General features: G+C 31.3%; 15 protein-coding genes. 7 read left to right on the top strand and 8 right to left on the bottom strand.

Annotated features, from left to right (window positions below):
- Positions 1-18: 18 nt before the first annotated feature.
- The 4 genes from A4F88_RS00925 (at position 19) to A4F88_RS00910 (ending at position 3576) form a co-directional block, all read left to right on the top strand.
- Positions 19-387: a BlaI/MecI/CopY family transcriptional regulator gene (locus A4F88_RS00925; RefSeq protein ID WP_068840664.1), complete on the top strand. Its 369-nt coding sequence runs from the start codon at positions 19-21 to the stop codon at positions 385-387.
- Between the two features lie 5 nt (positions 388-392).
- On the top strand, positions 393-2195 hold the full coding sequence (locus A4F88_RS00920; RefSeq protein ID WP_068840663.1) for a M56 family metallopeptidase: 1803 nt from the start codon (positions 393-395) through the stop codon (positions 2193-2195).
- A 288-nt stretch (positions 2196-2483) separates the two neighbouring features.
- Positions 2484-2624, top strand: a complete 141-nt coding sequence (locus A4F88_RS00915) for an SsrA-binding protein (RefSeq protein ID WP_068840662.1) — start codon at positions 2484-2486, stop codon at positions 2622-2624.
- Between the two features lie 106 nt (positions 2625-2730).
- Positions 2731-3576, top strand: a complete 846-nt coding sequence (locus A4F88_RS00910; protein ID WP_068840661.1) for an EamA family transporter — start codon at positions 2731-2733, stop codon at positions 3574-3576.
- Between the two features lie 69 nt (positions 3577-3645).
- On the opposite strand, the gene A4F88_RS00905 is transcribed toward A4F88_RS00910, so the two are convergent.
- Positions 3646-4200: a fasciclin domain-containing protein gene (locus A4F88_RS00905; RefSeq protein ID WP_068840660.1), complete on the bottom strand. Its 555-nt coding sequence runs from the start codon at positions 4198-4200 to the stop codon at positions 3646-3648.
- 213 nt (positions 4201-4413) lie between these two features.
- On the opposite strand from A4F88_RS00905, the gene A4F88_RS00900 reads away from it, so the two are divergent.
- Genes A4F88_RS00900 through A4F88_RS00890 form a run of 3 tightly spaced genes read left to right on the top strand, consistent with a single transcriptional unit; the run spans position 4414 to position 6059 of the window.
- Entirely contained in the window at positions 4414-4947 is a 534-nt protein-coding gene (locus A4F88_RS00900; RefSeq protein ID WP_068840659.1) for an ExbD/TolR family protein, read from the top strand.
- A gap of 13 nt (positions 4948-4960) precedes the next feature.
- On the top strand, positions 4961-5500 hold the full coding sequence (locus A4F88_RS00895) for an ExbD/TolR family protein (protein WP_068840658.1): 540 nt from the start codon (positions 4961-4963) through the stop codon (positions 5498-5500).
- A 25-nt stretch (positions 5501-5525) separates the two neighbouring features.
- Positions 5526-6059, top strand: a complete 534-nt coding sequence (locus A4F88_RS00890; protein ID WP_068840657.1) for an ExbD/TolR family protein — start codon at positions 5526-5528, stop codon at positions 6057-6059.
- A gap of 184 nt (positions 6060-6243) precedes the next feature.
- Here the strand turns inward: A4F88_RS00890 and A4F88_RS00885 are convergent, their stop codons facing one another.
- From A4F88_RS00885 to porQ, 7 genes are all read right to left on the bottom strand, one after another.
- Entirely contained in the window at positions 6244-8844 is a 2601-nt protein-coding gene (locus A4F88_RS00885) for a DUF7619 domain-containing protein (RefSeq protein WP_245178994.1), read from the bottom strand.
- 122 nt (positions 8845-8966) lie between these two features.
- On the bottom strand, positions 8967-10745 hold the full coding sequence (gene rpsA / locus A4F88_RS00880; RefSeq protein WP_068840655.1) for a 30S ribosomal protein S1: 1779 nt from the start codon (positions 10743-10745) through the stop codon (positions 8967-8969).
- A gap of 1027 nt (positions 10746-11772) precedes the next feature.
- Complete coding sequence (locus tag A4F88_RS00875; protein ID WP_068840654.1) at positions 11773-13149, bottom strand: nucleoside permease; 1377 nt, start codon at positions 13147-13149, stop codon at positions 11773-11775.
- A gap of 69 nt (positions 13150-13218) precedes the next feature.
- The gene (gene cmk, locus A4F88_RS00870) at positions 13219-13911 is read right to left on the bottom strand and encodes a (d)CMP kinase (RefSeq protein ID WP_068840653.1); all 693 of its coding nucleotides are present in this window, start codon (positions 13909-13911) and stop codon (positions 13219-13221) included.
- 47 nt (positions 13912-13958) lie between these two features.
- Positions 13959-14561: a murein L,D-transpeptidase catalytic domain-containing protein gene (locus tag A4F88_RS00865; protein WP_068840652.1), complete on the bottom strand. Its 603-nt coding sequence runs from the start codon at positions 14559-14561 to the stop codon at positions 13959-13961.
- A gap of 134 nt (positions 14562-14695) precedes the next feature.
- Positions 14696-15298 carry a murein L,D-transpeptidase catalytic domain-containing protein gene (locus A4F88_RS00860; protein ID WP_068840651.1) on the bottom strand — a complete coding sequence of 201 codons (603 nt, stop codon included), beginning with the start codon at positions 15296-15298 and terminating at the stop codon, positions 14696-14698.
- A gap of 4 nt (positions 15299-15302) precedes the next feature.
- Positions 15303-16322, bottom strand: a complete 1020-nt coding sequence (gene porQ / locus A4F88_RS00855) for a type IX secretion system protein PorQ (protein ID WP_068840650.1) — start codon at positions 16320-16322, stop codon at positions 15303-15305.
- Positions 16323-16477 lie beyond the last annotated feature (155 nt).

The following is a 16477-nucleotide window of genomic DNA, read 5'->3' as shown; positions in this document are numbered from 1 at the left end:
ATTTTAATAAAAGATACAATGCAAAAGCTAACGAATAAAGAAGAGGAAATCATGCATATTTTATGGAAGCTCAATAAAGCATTCGTAAAAGAAATCCAGGCAGAGATTACCGAAGATCAGCCACATTACAATACACTGTCTACTATTGTGCGTAATCTGGAAGAAAAAGGCTTTGTAGGACATAATGCTTTTGGAAACACACATCAGTACTACCCAATAATTACTTTAGAAGTGTATAGCAAAAAATATATGAATATTGCGATAGATAATTATTTTAATAGTTCATATAAAAATATGGTCTCATTTTTTGCCAAAGAAGAAAAAATTTCAGCAGCAGAATTACGCGAAATCTTAGCTATGATAGAATCTCCAACTGAAGAAAAATAATCATCATGGAAACACTTTTCATTTTTATCGCAAAATCAAGCGGATTATTAGTACTTTTTTATTGTGCCTATTATTTCTTACTTCGCAAGGAAACCTTTTTTAGCAGCAGCAGATGGTTTTTATTAGCCGGATTAATTACTTCAGTCATTTTACCTTTTTTGGTTTATACGAAAGTTGTTTGGATCGAGCCTGCTCCTATTTCTTCGGAAATTGCAGTAAATTCCGCTTCACCCTTAAACTACTCTCCGGTTTATGTTCCACAGCATATTCCAAATGAAACTTTTGAGATAAACTGGAATTATGTTGTTCTGGCAGTTTATGCTTTAGGTTTTCTGGCTTTGGTTGTAAAATTTGCTCTTGACTTTTATAGCTTAAACTCTGTCTTAAAAGGTAAAAAGGTACAACAACAAGCTGATTTTAAATTTATCGATATTAACGAAAATATTGCTCCATTTTCTTATTTTGATTATATCGTATACAACTCATCAATGTATACAAGCTCAGAATTAGAAAACATTATTGAACATGAAAAAGTACACAGCGATCAAAATCATACAGTCGATGTATTGATTTCAAGAGTATTCTGTGTCTTGTTTTGGTTCAACCCTATTATCTGGTTATACAAAAAAGCCATTTTGCAAAATCTTGAATTTATTGCAGATAGTGAAGCTGCCAAGAAAATATCAGATAAAAAAGCGTACCAATACACGCTTTTGAAAATTACAACACATGAAAATTGTGTTGCTATAACCAATCATTTTTATCAATCATTAATCAAAAAACGAATCGTCATGTTGAACAAAAATCAATCAAAAAAACGAAATTACTGGAAATATTATGCCATAATTCCGGCACTTATAGCTTTTGTGCTTTTATTTCAAATAAAAACAATCGCGCAGGAAAAAGAAAGAAAAGAAAATCAGGAAGTTACTGAAAAGAAAGATCCAGTTGATGTTTACAAAATTCAAAAGAACACAACAGATCAGGAATTAAAAGAAATTGCTGAAAAAGTAAAGAAAAACCACAATATAGATGTTGTTATTTCTAATGTAAAAAGAAACACTCAAAAAGAACTAACCGCTATTAAAGTAGATATTCAAAGAGGAAACGAAGAGTCGCAAACGATTCATATCGAAGGCAGCAAACCTATAAAAAGCTGCGGAATTGTTATCAGATCTGGTGATAACGGTTCAAAAAAGATTGAGCTTATTGCTGACGGAGCTCCCGAAAAACCGATGATTATTGATAATCGCATTGCCGATATGCATGAGCCTGGTATTTCTAATCCTAATGTTGCTCCACCCGTACCTCCTGCTCCGCCAATGCCGCCAACATTTTCTAATGGATTAGTTCCTCCAGCTCCGCCTGTAGAAATGTCTAAAATGCCAAAACCTCCTGTACCTCCTACAAATCACAGAGATAAAGCAGCAATGGCTAAATTTGAAAAAGAAATGGCTAGTTTTCAAGAGAAAATGGAAACGATTGAACCTAAAATGGCTGCTTACCAAAAACAAATGGAAGAAATAATGTCTCAAAAAGAAGTTGTTTTTGAAAAAGAAATGGCTAAATATGAAGTTGCAATGGAAAAATTTAATTCAGAAATGGAAAAATTTAATGTAGACATGCAACAAAAATATGGCAAAGATTCAAAAGAGTTAGAAGTGAATATGAAGCAGTATGAAATTGATATGAGACAACACGAACTAAACATGAAGCAGCATAACAAAGACATGAAACAACATGAAAAGGATATGAAACTTTATGAAAAGGAATTAAAAAAAATGGAGAAAGAAAGTAAAAAATCTTAATTAGAAAATTGTAAATCAATCTCCGTTAATAAACAAAAAAAGAAAAAGCAGGAAAAGAGAAAGCACTCTTCTTCCTGCTTTTTTTATATCCAAAAAACAGTTTAAATAAAGAATGAAACCAATTGAATTAAAGTTTAAAAATATATCATAAATACAGAAAATGATGCTTATAAAAACTTAATTTAAAAAGTGAAACAACTTCATACTTATTACATTGAAAAACAACAGAAAAGACTTTGCCGGACCGCAAAGTCTTTTTTTTATATCTTTGAGGAAAATTAACCTACTATGTATAAGATTTTAGCCCGGATAAACAAAGCACTTTTACCTAGTTTTACGAAGCAAGGTTTAGATATTTCAAAAGCAAAAAAATGGCAAATGGCTATTATTGGTTATCGTGCTTATGTAACGAAACGCGCTTTAGGATAATAAAAAATATCTTATTGATAAATCGTTGAAACTAATTTCAACAAACACTTTAAGAGATAAGGGATTTTTTATTAGAAATGAATTTCTTATCTCATTTCTATTTCTCATGAAAAACAAAAATTTCAATTTACCTCCTGTTTATGCTGTGCTTCTGTCAATTATCAGCGTGCAATGCGGGGCTGCAATCGCGAAAAGTTTATTTCCTGCTATTGGAGCAGCAGGAACAGCATCTATAAGAATTGGGCTTTCGGCAATTATTTTATTAATAGCGTATCGGCCAAACTTAAAAGCGATTACTCCTAAACAATGGAAAATAGTTGCTCCTTATGGCTTATGTCTGGGGGCCATGAATTTAATTTTTTATATGGCGATAGAACGAATTCCTATTGGATTATCTGTAACGCTGGAATTTATTGGTCCTTTATTGGTCGCTATAATTGGTTCAAAACGTTTAATCGATTATTGCTGGGTTTTGCTCGCAGCAACCGGAATTGTTTTAATTGCTCCGTGGACAAATGATCGTGTAGATACACTAGGAGTTATTTTTGCACTTTTGGCTGGTGCTCTTTGGGCAGCTTATATTGTTTTGGGTGGAAAAATTTCTCAGATTATGAACGGCGGTCAGGCTGTTTCAACCGGAATGTTATTTGCGGCAATTTTAATTTTGCCTTTTGGTTTTTACGAAAACGGATTGGCTAATCTTACTCCCAAATTATTTGGAATGGGAATCGCATTGGCTCTTTTGTCAAGTGCAATTCCGTTTACACTAGAAATGAAAGCTCTTGGACAACTTCCGCCTCGAACCTTTAGTATTTTAATGAGTTTAGAGCCTGCTGCGGCCTCTATTTGTGCTTTTATTTTTCTACAGGAACGTTTAAACATCTATGAAATTTTGGCTGTTATTTGCGTTGTTATAGCATCTGCAGGATCAACATTGACAGCTAAACGATAAATTTTAAGATCTCAACTAAATAAAAAAAGTCCTGCAATACAGGACTTTTTTTTGATCTTGCGATACTTATTATTTTTTTGGTAATAATACAGTATCAACTACATGAATTACACCATTAGATTGATTAACATCTGCAATTGTAACTTTAGCATTGTTTCCGCTTTCGTCGCTGATGTATAAATCTTTTCCTTTCATCCAGGCAGTTAAAGTTCCGCCGCTTACAGTTTTAAGAGTTGCTTTTCCTTTTCCTGCTTTAATAGCTTTAGCAATATCAGAAGCATTCATTTTTCCTGCAACAACATGATAAGTCAAGATTGTTTGAAGCATTTTTTTGTTTTCTGGTTTCAACAATGTTTCAACAGTTCCTTTTGGTAATTTGTCAAATGCTGCATTTGTTGGGGCAAAAACGGTAAATGGTCCTTTTCCTTCTAGTGTCTCAACTAATCCGGCAGCTTTTACAGCAGCTACTAGTGTAGTATGATCTTTTGAGTTTACAGCATTTTCAATAATATTTTTATTTGGGTACATTGCAGCTCCACCAACCATTACAGTTTTTTGTGCAAATGATGTAAATCCAAATCCTAATGCTAAGATTGCTACGGCTAAAAATTTTCTAGTTTTCATAATTAATTATTTTAAGTTATAAGCTCATTTACGCGGTAATAATTGTTTTGGTTTTATTAAATCTTCAAAAAATATTTAAAAAAGTTATAATATCTTCAAATACTCCTGTAAAACAAGCCTTTAGTCCCTAAAATTATTTTTGATTATTTTTAAAATTAGCAGTTCAACTGTGTTAAATTTATTATTACATTTAGTAAAAAAAAATACTTCATTATGGAAAATCTGCCTAAAAAAGTAAGAAGCAAAAAGCTAAATTCAAGAGTTGATTTAACAGCTATGGTCAGCGTTTCTTTTTTGCTGATTATATTTTTTATGCTTGTAGGTGAATTATCGAAGCCAAAAACTATTTCCTTAAACTTACCTGATAGATATCGAGGATGCGGTGGCGAACGGTCTATCGGATGTTATACAGGAGATCGTTTTTATACTGTACTTTTAGCAGATAATAATAAATTAATAACATATGCAGGTTTATTAAGCAGTCCAAAAGAAAATCCAAAGAAAACTAATTACAGTAAAAATGGTTTTCGAACCGATCTTCAACATATTAATAAAAGAATCCTTGAGTATTCTGCTGCTATAGGTAAACCAAATCGAGGTGTAATTGTTTTTATAAAACCATCTAGTAAAAGTAATTACGGAAATTTAGTAGATATTTTAGAAGAAATGAGGCTAGCGAATATACAGTCTTATACAATTGTAGATGAATTCACTCCTGAAGAATCAAAATTATTAGCTTCAAACTAACAAATCAATCCACATGAAAAATTTATCACAAAAAGTTAGAAGCAAAAAGTTGACTTCTAAAGTTGATTTAACAGCTATGGTCAGCGTTTCTTTTTTGCTGATTATATTTTTTATGCTTGTAAATGAATTAGCTAAACCTAAATCCATGGATTTAAGTTTACCAGAAAAGTATATTGATGAAGAATGGAATCATGTTATCGTTTGTGGTGGCGGTGGTTATGAACGTACCATAACAGTTCTATTGGATGAAAATAATAAAATTATTACATATACAGGTTTTTTGTTTAACCCTATAAAAGATCCTAAAGAAGTAAACTATGGAAAAAATGGAATTCGAAAGGAGCTTTTTAGTCAAAAGAAAACAATTTTGGAATACTCTTCAGCGCTGGGAAGGCCTAAAAATGGTCCAATTGTGATAATAAAACCTAGCAAAAAAAGTAATTTTAAAAATCTAATCGATATTCTGGACGAAATGGCAATTGTAAATATTGAGACTTATGTAATTGTAAATGATTTTTTACCAGAAGAAACAAAACTTTTAGCTTCAAAATAATTCAGATTAACCTAAACTTAAATTCATGAATAATTTATCTCAAAAAGTTCGAAGCAAAAAATTAAACTCAAAAGTTGATTTAACTGCAATGGTCAGTGTTTCTTTTTTATTGATTATATTTTTTATGGTAACTATAGAGTTAGCAAAGCCAAAAGTAATGAGTTATGATTTACCTGGCTGTAGTAATGAACGTCTATTCTATGGGTGTTATATGCCAGATGAAAACAGATTCATGACAGTCCTTTTAGATGATAATAATAAAATAATTACATATTCCGGATTATTATTTGTTCCTATTCAAGCACCAAGAAAAGTAGAATATGGAAAAAATGGCATTAGAAAAGAATTAGTAGAAAGAAATAAAAAAGTGCTGGAATATTCATATCAACGTGGCAAGCCTGGTCGAGGAGTTACAGTTATCATTAAACCAAGTAAAAACTCAAATTATGGTAATTTAGTTGAAATTTTGGATGAAATGAAAATAGCAGGCATAAACTCTTATTCTATTGTAGATTATTATACTCCTGAAGAAACAGAATTGTTGGCTGCAAATAATTAACCTTTTTATAATAACGATTGTCTTAGCTCTGATATCTATTTTCTTTGATTAAGCACAGTTGGGAAAAATGTAATAGATAAAAGGTTTTGAAAATTTAAAGTCGGGCCAAAACTAGAACTTAAATCCTGAAACAAAAAAATATAAAAAAGTCCCACATTGCAGCGGGACTTTTTTATTTAAATTGCTATTTTTTAATGAATTTTATATTCGAACTTCCTTTATCTGATTTTACTTTTACAAAATAGTTACCAGTTCTAAGCTTTGAAACATCAATATTAGAAACCAATTTTGCATTTGGAACCGCAATGACTAATTGTCCTAAAACATCATAAATTGCTAATGATTGTATTTCGATATCTTGTTTAGCATTAATATTCAAAATATCACTTGCAGGATTTGGATACAACGTGAAATAATTTAAAAACTCAAAATCTGACGTTCCTAATGTTGTTTCAAATTTAGAAGTCGCCTTATTGGTTAAGATTGGAAAATTGTAGTCGAAGTAAATATTGGCTTCATTAGTAAATGTATCTCCAACTCGCAAAGTAGGTTTTGTTTTGATTTTAAAAGCTATATAACCGTCATTATTAGCATCATCAAAAGGAAGTTTTATGTTTTCGAAAATAAATTCCACTTTGTTTCCTTCTGAAATTTTAGTAACAAAAGAATGGCTTGAACTGGTTGGAATCAAGGTTGAAATATCAAATTTATTTGGATCAATCATATCTTTCACCACAATATTTTGAGCCGCATATGTTCCTGTATTTTCAAAACGAATCATGTAATGCACATATTCCCCTATTAGTTTTGAGGTAATTACAGAACCTTCCAAACAAGTTTTATCATTTGGATCATAAGAACCAACAACTGTTTGATTTAATGTAAATGCATTATCTGTTGGCGTTTCATCATTTTCCTGCAATAAAACAGCAGCTGTAAATTTTAAAATATCTCCATTATTTACAGCAGGAGATTCTGTTGGTGAATTTATTCTAATTGTTAAAGTAATTTCCTTAGATTCAAATGGTTTTAGATTCAAAAATTCCCACAATAGAACATTCATGGTTTGAGAAGATGCCGACGGTTTTACTGAAATCACATTTAAAACAGAATCATCAAAAGTTAAATTTACTGTTCCAGATTGAATTGTATTTCCTTTGTTTTTATATATAACTTTATATGTAGCATTAAATCCTGGTCTTGCAGCATTGATTTGCAAAATGACTACTTCTAAATCGGAATGTCGTCCATTTGGTGTAATACAAAAATTTTGATTCAATGGACTCACCTGCGATGGAAAATTAATATTTACAACAGATGGTGAAATAGAAAAGTATGCAGGATTTTCTAAAACAGGAGTTATAACGTGTGACCCAGCTGGTAAAGAAATAGAATAATTATTTTCATTGGCAATAAAACCAGAACTGCTAGTTCCATCAGATAAATTAAACTTTAAATTTGGTAAACTTAAATCTTGACTATCACAACCGTTGTTATCTTCATCTACTCTACTATCCCCTTGAATAGTGTAATATTCTCCGACCGGATTAAAAGAGCAATATGCATTAACATTGCAATTAGTATAACCATAGCTATCTATAAGATCCTGAACTTGAGAAAGTTGCCCTTCATCTACACAAATATACTTTAGGTCAGGATTTTTTGAAAAATTTAGCTCTGTTTCATTACTGCCATTTTTAATGAATAATGTATTAAGCTGGTTCTGATCGCATCTTAAGCGCTTTATTTTTTTTAAATCACTTAATTCTAAAGTTTTAAGTTGATTAAGATAGCATTCAAAAATTGTAATATTAGTTAATCCTTTTAAATCTAAAGATGAAAATTGATTGGCAGCGCATCTTAAATCAACAAGTTTTTTTAAAGCATTTAGATCTAATTGTTGCAATTGATTTACACCGCACCAAAGAGATTCTAAATTTGTTAAATTATTCAAACTTAAAGCTGACAATTGATTAGACTGACAATTTAGATTTTTAAGATTATTTATTCCATTCAATTTTAACTCAAAAATTTCATTGAAACTGCAATCTAATGTTGTAAGGTTTGATAAATTGCTGGCATCTAATTTAAATAGTTTATTATTACTGCATCCCAGTCCTTTAAGATTCGTTAATTGGGTTAAATTTAGTGATGTTAATAAATTACCACCGCATTCTAAATCTTCAAGATTAGTTAAAGCGTCAATATTTAATGTTGCTAATTTATTAACTTGACAATATAGTTTTTTTAAACTTGTTAATCCTTCAATCTCTAACGATGTCAAAGCATTATTTGAAGCCAACATTTCGGTTAGATTTACAGCTCCATTTACACTTAATGTTGTAAGTTTAGGATTACCTGTGCATTCCAAAAATTCTAAGTTTGTAAGACCTTCAATTCGTAAGGTAGCTAAATTTGGTAGACCTGTAATTTTTAAATATCTTTTTGATTGAATAGAAGAATAATTTAAATAAACTAGTTTTTTTAAATTATTAAAATCAATATCCCTATTTATTGGGTTATTACTGCAATTTAAATATTCGAGATTGACAAAATTTTCTAATCCTTCAAAAGAACTAATGTTTGAATTGCTTAAATCTAAAAAATTTAGACTTAAGGCTTCACTAACCTCTATTTGAAAATTAGAATTTGTATCCACATTAAGTGCTATTAATTTCATTTTAAAATTAATATCTGGAATATTGATAATTTGGGCATTGCCTAAATTAAAGAAGCAAAATAATAAAAGTAAAAAGTAAAGTTTTTTCATATGTGGTATTTTCATACAAAAATAACTTTTTAAGACAATAACACAACTTTATTTGTTAAAATATCTTAAAATCAAAAAAAGGGATAAAAAAAAGTCCCACATTGCTGTGGGACTTTCTATTTAGAGGAAACTAAGAATTATTTTTTCTCAGTTTTTTCCATTTTAGCTTTTAATGCAGCTAATACATCATTGTTATCTCCTAAAGTTGCAGCTGGTGCATTAGTAGTAGAGTTAGATGAAGTATTTTCAGTTGCAGCTTTCACGTTTTTCTCTTCTTCTTCACGGAAGATAGCAGTGTGAGAAGCAACTACTCTTTTGAATTCTTTGTTGAATTCGATTACTTTGAAATCAGCAGTATCACCTTTTTTCAATTTCTTTCCGTCTTCTTTTTCAAGGTGACGAGTTGGAATGAAAGCAACGATATCATCTCCGAATTCTACAGTAGCTCCTTTGTCAACGATTTCAGAAATCTCACCATTGTGGATAGTTCCTACAGCGAAAGAATCTTCGTATTGATCCCAAGGATTAGCAGTAGTTTGTTTGTGACCTAAAGATAATTTACGTCCTTCAACATCTAATTCTAATACAACTACATCAAGTTTTTCACCAACATTTACAAATTCAGATGGGTGTTTGATTTTCTTAGTCCAAGAAAGGTCAGAAATGTAGATTAATCCATCAATTCCTTCTTCTAATTCTACGAAAATACCAAAGTTTGTAAAGTTTCTAACGATACCTGTATGTTTAGAACCTACTGGGTATTTAGAAGTAATATCAGTCCATGGATCTTGAGTCAATTGTTTGATACCTAATGACATTTTACGGTCATCTCTATCTAAAGTTAAGATAACAGCTTCAACAACATCTCCAACTTTCACGAAGTCCTGAGCAGAACGTAAGTGAGTTGACCATGACATTTCAGAAACGTGGATTAAACCTTCAACACCTTCTGCAACTTCGATGAAAGCACCGTAATCAGCGATTACAACTACTTTACCTTTTACTTTATCACCAATAGTTAAATTAGCATCTAAAGCATCCCATGGGTGAGCGTTTAATTGTTTCAATCCTAATTGAATTCTTGTTTTCTCATCATCGAAATCAAGGATTACAACGTTTAATTTTTGGTCTAATTCAAGAACTTCACTTGGGTGATTGATTCTGCTCCAAGAAAGGTCAGTAATGTGAATTAATCCGTCAACACCACCTAAGTCAATGAACACACCATAAGAAGTAATGTTTTTAACAACACCTTCTAATACTTGTCCTTTTTGTAATTGACCGATGATCTCTTTTTTCTGTACTTCAATATCAGCCTCGATAAGCGCTTTGTGAGATACAACAACGTTTTTGAATTCGTGGTTAATTTTTACCACTTTGAATTCCATCATTTTGTTTACATATACATCGTAGTCTCTAATTGGCTTAACGTCAATTTGAGATCCTGGTAAGAACGCCTCGATACCGAATACGTCAACGATCATACCTCCTTTAGTTCTACATTTAACAAAACCGTTAACGATTTCTCCAGTTTCATTAGCTGCAATAACTCTATCCCAAGATTTGATAGTACGTGCTTTTCTGTGAGATAATACTAATTGACCTGTTTTGTCCTCACGGATGTCGATTAATACTTCTACTTTGTCACCTACTTTTAAGTTTGGGTTGTAACGGAATTCGTTTAAAGAAATAACACCTTCAGATTTAGCATTGATATCAACGATAACGTCTCTATCTGTAATTCTAACAACAACTCCTTCAACTACTTCTTCCTGATCTGTAGCGATGAAAGTTTTTGATACTAGTTCTTCAAACTCTTGTAAGTTTTTCTCATCAACTGCATCAATTCCTTCTTGGAAGTTGTGCCAGTTAAAATTTGCTAAAAACTCTTCTTGTGATTTTAATTGTTCAGACATGCTGATAAAAAATTTGTATTCTGTTTTCCTCGAGTTTCATAAAGCAGTAGAAAATACAGAAGTTGTTTTACATAAATAGTTGATACCTAAAGGAAACTCTTCTTTGCCAAAAGGTTTGCAAAATTACTACAAATATTTATAATAACAAAACAATTCTAAATGATTATCAGTCAATTGTTCAAAAGCAGATCTTGTAAGACTTTTCAAGAACTTCAGTCTCGCTTTTGCCAGTATTCTTTTTCCGTCCAAAAAACTAGAAAAAGAATACTGGCTCAAATGAAATCCACTGAACTCCAATTAAAATAAAAATCAAGTGAAATAATCGGGGCTAGATTTGATCTTTTTAGTTTTTCAAGCACTTATTGTAAAAAATCCAACAGGTTTATCCCGAAGCTTTGGGACTATAGGGTTTGCCATTCGTGACTATCTTTGTCAAAGTTTAAAACTTTGACATCCAAATAGAAATGTTTTTCTTTATTTTTACTTAATGACTTTATGACTCGACGAAATAGAACAGAAAACAGAATGCTTTCACAAAAACCAGAAAGACAAGCTCATTAAAAAATGAAAGAAAAAACAAAAAAAAATCAGTATTCCTGTATTGCTTCTTATTATTATATCAATATTCTTTAGTTTAAAAAAAACTTATAAGCAGTACGACGATCGTAAGAAAATAGATTCGTCCACAATGATTACATCCGGATATATTACTGATTATTACGAAATAGGATTAGCTAATTATTATTTAAAATACCATTATAGCGTTGATGGTGATATTTATAACAACGAAGTGATACCTAGTAGACTCTACAAAAAATGTGAAGACGATCACTGGTGTATCAATAAAAGAATATTTATAAAATATTACCGTAAAGACCCTTCTATAAGCATTCCTATATTAGATAGTATTTCGAATTAAATTTAATCAACTTACCAAAACTGGATTATTATAATAAAAGACAACACAATAAACCCGACAGGTTTTAAAAACGTGTCGGGTTTAGTATATAAAAGCAAAACTTTTGTCTTAATGACTCAAATTCTCAATTTCCTTCGGGTCATGTTTATGCTTAAATAAAACTGCAAAAGCAATTGCTATAACTAATGCATAAGCTGCAAATGACAACCAGATAGTATGCCAGTCTTTCATTAAGATTGGATTTGTAAAAATCCCTTCTGCAGAAATTGAATTTCCTTGTCCTTTTACAAATTCCAACATTTTAGAATTTGAAGCATCTGTTTGTAAAAATCCCGCTAATTCTGTTGTATTAGTAAACGATTTTGTAAAGAAACGATCAATTGCCCAACCAGAAGTTAAACTTCCTAAAACAGCTCCTACTCCATTGGTCATCATCATAAACAAACCTTGTGCTGATGAACGAATTTTAGAATCGGTATTGCTTTCTACGAATAAAGAACCTGAAATATTAAAGAAATCAAATGCCATTCCGTATACAATACAAGAAAGAATAATCATCCACAATCCTCCTACTGGATCTCCAAAAGCAAACAATCCGAAACGTAAAACCCAAGCCAGCATACTAATCAACATAACTTGTTTAATTCCAAAACGTCTTAAGAAAAACGGAATTGCCAGAATAAATAAAGTTTCAGATACTTGAGAAATTGACATAATAATAGTCGAATACTGAATTACAAACGAATCTGCATATTTTGGAAAATGTTTAAACTCATCCAGGAAAACATCTCCATAAGCATTTGTTAACTGAAGCGCTCCTCCTAAAAACATAGAGAACACAAAAAACAATGCCATTTTATAATTTCCAAACAATTTAAAAGCCTCTAATCCAAGAGTTTCTACCAAAGAAGCATCTTCTTTAGTTAAACGTTGTGGTTTACATTTTGGCAATGTAAAAGCATAAATTCCAAGGATTAAAGCTCCTACCCCGGCAATATAAAACTGGTATTCAGTGGCTTTACTTCCACTTAAGTTTGTGATCCACATCGCAGCAATAAAACCGATAGTTCCCCAAACACGAATAGGCGGAAAATCTTTTACTATATTTTTATTGTTTAGTTTAAGTGATGTATATGAAATCGAATTACTCAATGCAATTGTTGGCATATAACAACACATTGCAGCAAACATTACATAAATAAAATTGTCCGGTGTTGTTACATGAGCAATACTAAACAAAACTACTGCATAAACGATATGCAAAAAACCATATAATTTTTCAGCATTTATCCATCTGTCAGCAATAATCCCCGTTAATGTAGGCATGAATAAAGAAGCAATTCCCATGGTACCGAAAACAAGACCAAATTGGGTTCCCTCCCAATTTTTAGTACCAAACCAATAATTTCCAATTGTTATAAGCCAGGCTCCCCAAACAAAAAATTGAAGAAAGCTCATTATAATCAACCTATTTTTAATTCCCATATGATGAAATTGTCTTTAAAGTAAAAATGAAGCGGTAAAACTACCATTAAAAATGATATCTACAAAAAATTAAACTGTTTTAACAACATCATTTACTAATTCTAATACTGCTGCGAATTGCTCTTCTTTATTTAAGTAAGAATTATCTATTTCAATAGCGTCATCAGCAATCACCAAAGGAGAATCTTCACGGTGTGTGTCTATATAATCTCTCTCGACAACATTTTTTAAAACTTCTTCATACGAAACATTATCGCCTTTTTGTTGTAATTCATCAAAACGTCTTTGCGCACGGGTTTCGGCACTTGCAGTCATGAATATTTTAAGTTCGGCATTCGGAAAAACAACTGTTCCTATATCCCTGCCATCCATAACAATAGCTTTATTTTTTCCCATTTCCTGTTGTTGCTCAACTAATTTTGAGCGTACTTCAGAAACTTCCGCTACTTTGCTTACGAAATTTGAAACTTCGATGGTACGGATTTGTTTTTCAACATTTTCTCCATTCAAATACATCTCAGCAAAACCTAAATCTGTATTAAATTTAAATTCTAACTGAATTTTTGGTAAGGACACAATTAAGGCTTTTTTATCAAAAAAATCAGTTCCAATAAACTGATTCTGCATGGCAAAATAAGCCACAGCACGGTACATCGCTCCGGTATCCACATAAACATATTCAAGCTCTTTTGCTAATTGTTTTGCTAAAGTGCTTTTTCCTGTTGATGAGAACCCATCAATTGCAATGGTAATTTTTTTCAATTTTTTATATTTTAAGTTTAGTCCTTATTAATTGTTACGGTATTACCTTAGTAGTAAATATTCATCACAATAGGCAATTTAGACTGGTCTATTATTCTTGCTATTCTTTCAAAATATTTTTTGCTTACCATTGGACAGCCATAACTATTGCAAATATAGTTATCCTGTTCTTTATACGGAACATCAAAATAATAATGAAACACAATATCTCGATTAAAGGCATTACTATTGGTGTCGTCTAAGCCGTAAAGTTTATAAGCTTTTCCGAACTTTCCGTAATAATAATTTCCTATGGAATATTTGCCTAATGAAGTACTTAGCGAATTTGGAACATTGCTAAATTTTAATTTTCCTTTGATTTTAGTCTCAGAACCGGAGCCATGAGCAACTAATCCTTTATCAATAATTTTATTTAATTTTAAATCGTAAACAAAAAAGCGATTTTTACCGGATGGTATTTTCATATCAATAAAAAAAGCAATTCTGTTATTGTATTTTTGATTGCTGCGAACTAGTTTTTTTACTGCTTCAATCTGAGAAGCATCGATATTTTTAGTTTCTGAAAAGGAAAAATTACAGCTATTGAAAGCAATTTTATATCCAATAAAAACAAGTATTATCAAAAGAAAAACAAAAAAGATCTTCTTCATATTATACTTGTAATTAAATTATTGTGAATTAAAATTGAATATAAAAAGAATAACTGCCACATATCAAAGTAATCTCCTGTGTCTGGAGAATGTTTGTAGCAGTTAAAATAGGTTTATTTTATCTGGAAGTTTTCTTAGTAATAAATATCTAAAATAATATTCGACTTAGAACTATCAATTATTTTTTCAATTCGTTTAAAGAACTGCTCATTAACCATTGGACAACCGTGACTGTTGCTGATATAATAATCCTGCTCATCACAAGGTACTGCAGAATAATAATGTAGTACTATCGCTCTTTGCAAAGCATTGTTATTAGTTTCTTCAAGCCCGGCTAATTTATAAGCTTTTCCAAAAATACCTTTATAAGTTTTACCAATTGCATATTTTCCTAAAGCTGTGCAGTTAGAATTTGGCAAGTTGCTAAACTTAAGCATTCCTTTAACTCCGGTTTCTGAGCCTGAGCCGTGTGCTACTAAGCCCTGATCGATAATTTTGTTATTCTCCAGGTCGTAAACAAAAAAGCGATTTTTACCCGATGGTATTTTCATATCTACCAAAAAAGCGATTTTAGTGTTGTATCTGTGATCAACGCTAATCGTATTTTTTATATCTTCTATTCTGCTGTTAATTCTTTCAATTTCAGCATCTGTAATAGTAGACTCTTCTTTATAATAGTGTTTTGCTCCCGTAAAAACACCCATAGTCATGAACAAAAATAGAGTAAATATCTTCATACAACTATTGAAAATTTAAAGTTAAACCAAAAAGACTTGTATTTGCCGCCAATGTATATCTAGAATACGAATAGTTAAATTTTAATCTATTCATCTTCAAACCGAATCCTAATGAAACTCCTGAAAAATTACGCTGATCTTCCACTCTTAATTCTTCTCCTCTTCTAAAATTATATCCTAAACGCAAATTAAATGCTTTTTTGGGGAAAAGCTCCACTCCAAAAACAACATGTCGCAATGCATTATTAACAAACGAAACTTTCTCGTTACTTGTTGATCCATCAATGTTGGTTCCCCCACGAACGGGATTGGAAAAAGAGAGATTCCATTGTTGCAAATTTTCTAACGAAAGATGCCAGCGAATGGGTACGTGCTCTAATTCTTGTGAGACACCAGCAGTGATTTCAAATGGTAATTTTTCATATATACCTGAATAAGTTGTAAACTGAGTTCCAATATTACGAATTACCAGCGCCAAATTTACATCATTTTTTTCAATTACATACAAAAAACCTAAATCAATTGCACCTCCAATAGAATTATAACTCTCTAAGGTCGAAGATATTAACTTAACATTAGCTCCAATATGTAAATCTGTAAAAGGAACATTATAAGCGTATCCCAATAATAATGCGCCTTCGCTTCCTGTAAAATTCGATGTTGCCTGACCATTTTCATCATATCCGTCAAAAGAACCGTAGTTCACATAATTCACTCCGGCATAGAATGTTTGCACGTGTCTGTCGTAAGTATAAGCATAAGAAGCAGTTCCGTAAGAAGCTTCTCCGTAATAACTCCCATAATTCATTGCAAGATGATTGTCCATATCTTCATTTAAAACTGCCGGATTAGACATTGCCTGGTTGACATCTTCGTCGTAAATCGTTATTATATTTCCACCTAACGCTGCCTGCCTTGGTGAAGACGTTAAATTAAGAAACTGATAGGTGTAGCGTCCACCAATTTGTCCGAAAGAAACCGAACAAACTAGTATAAAAAAAAGTAAAACCAATCGTTTTAACATGCTTTTGGGGCGATTCCTATATGGGGATAACGCAAATGCGAAGATAAAATTATATAACGGATAAAATAAAATTAAAGTTAAATTCCAATAAAAAAAAAATCCAAGTCCCAATCTTAGTTAAAAATTGGAATTTGGATTTTAGATTTAAAAGCTCT

Origin of the sequence: Flavobacterium chilense (assembly GCF_001602525.1) — a bacterium.
Classification (GTDB): Bacteria; Bacteroidota; Bacteroidia; order Flavobacteriales; family Flavobacteriaceae; genus Flavobacterium; species Flavobacterium chilense.
The sequence above is the reverse complement of the archived record's forward strand: the minus strand, read 5'-3'. Positions and strand labels throughout refer to the sequence as shown.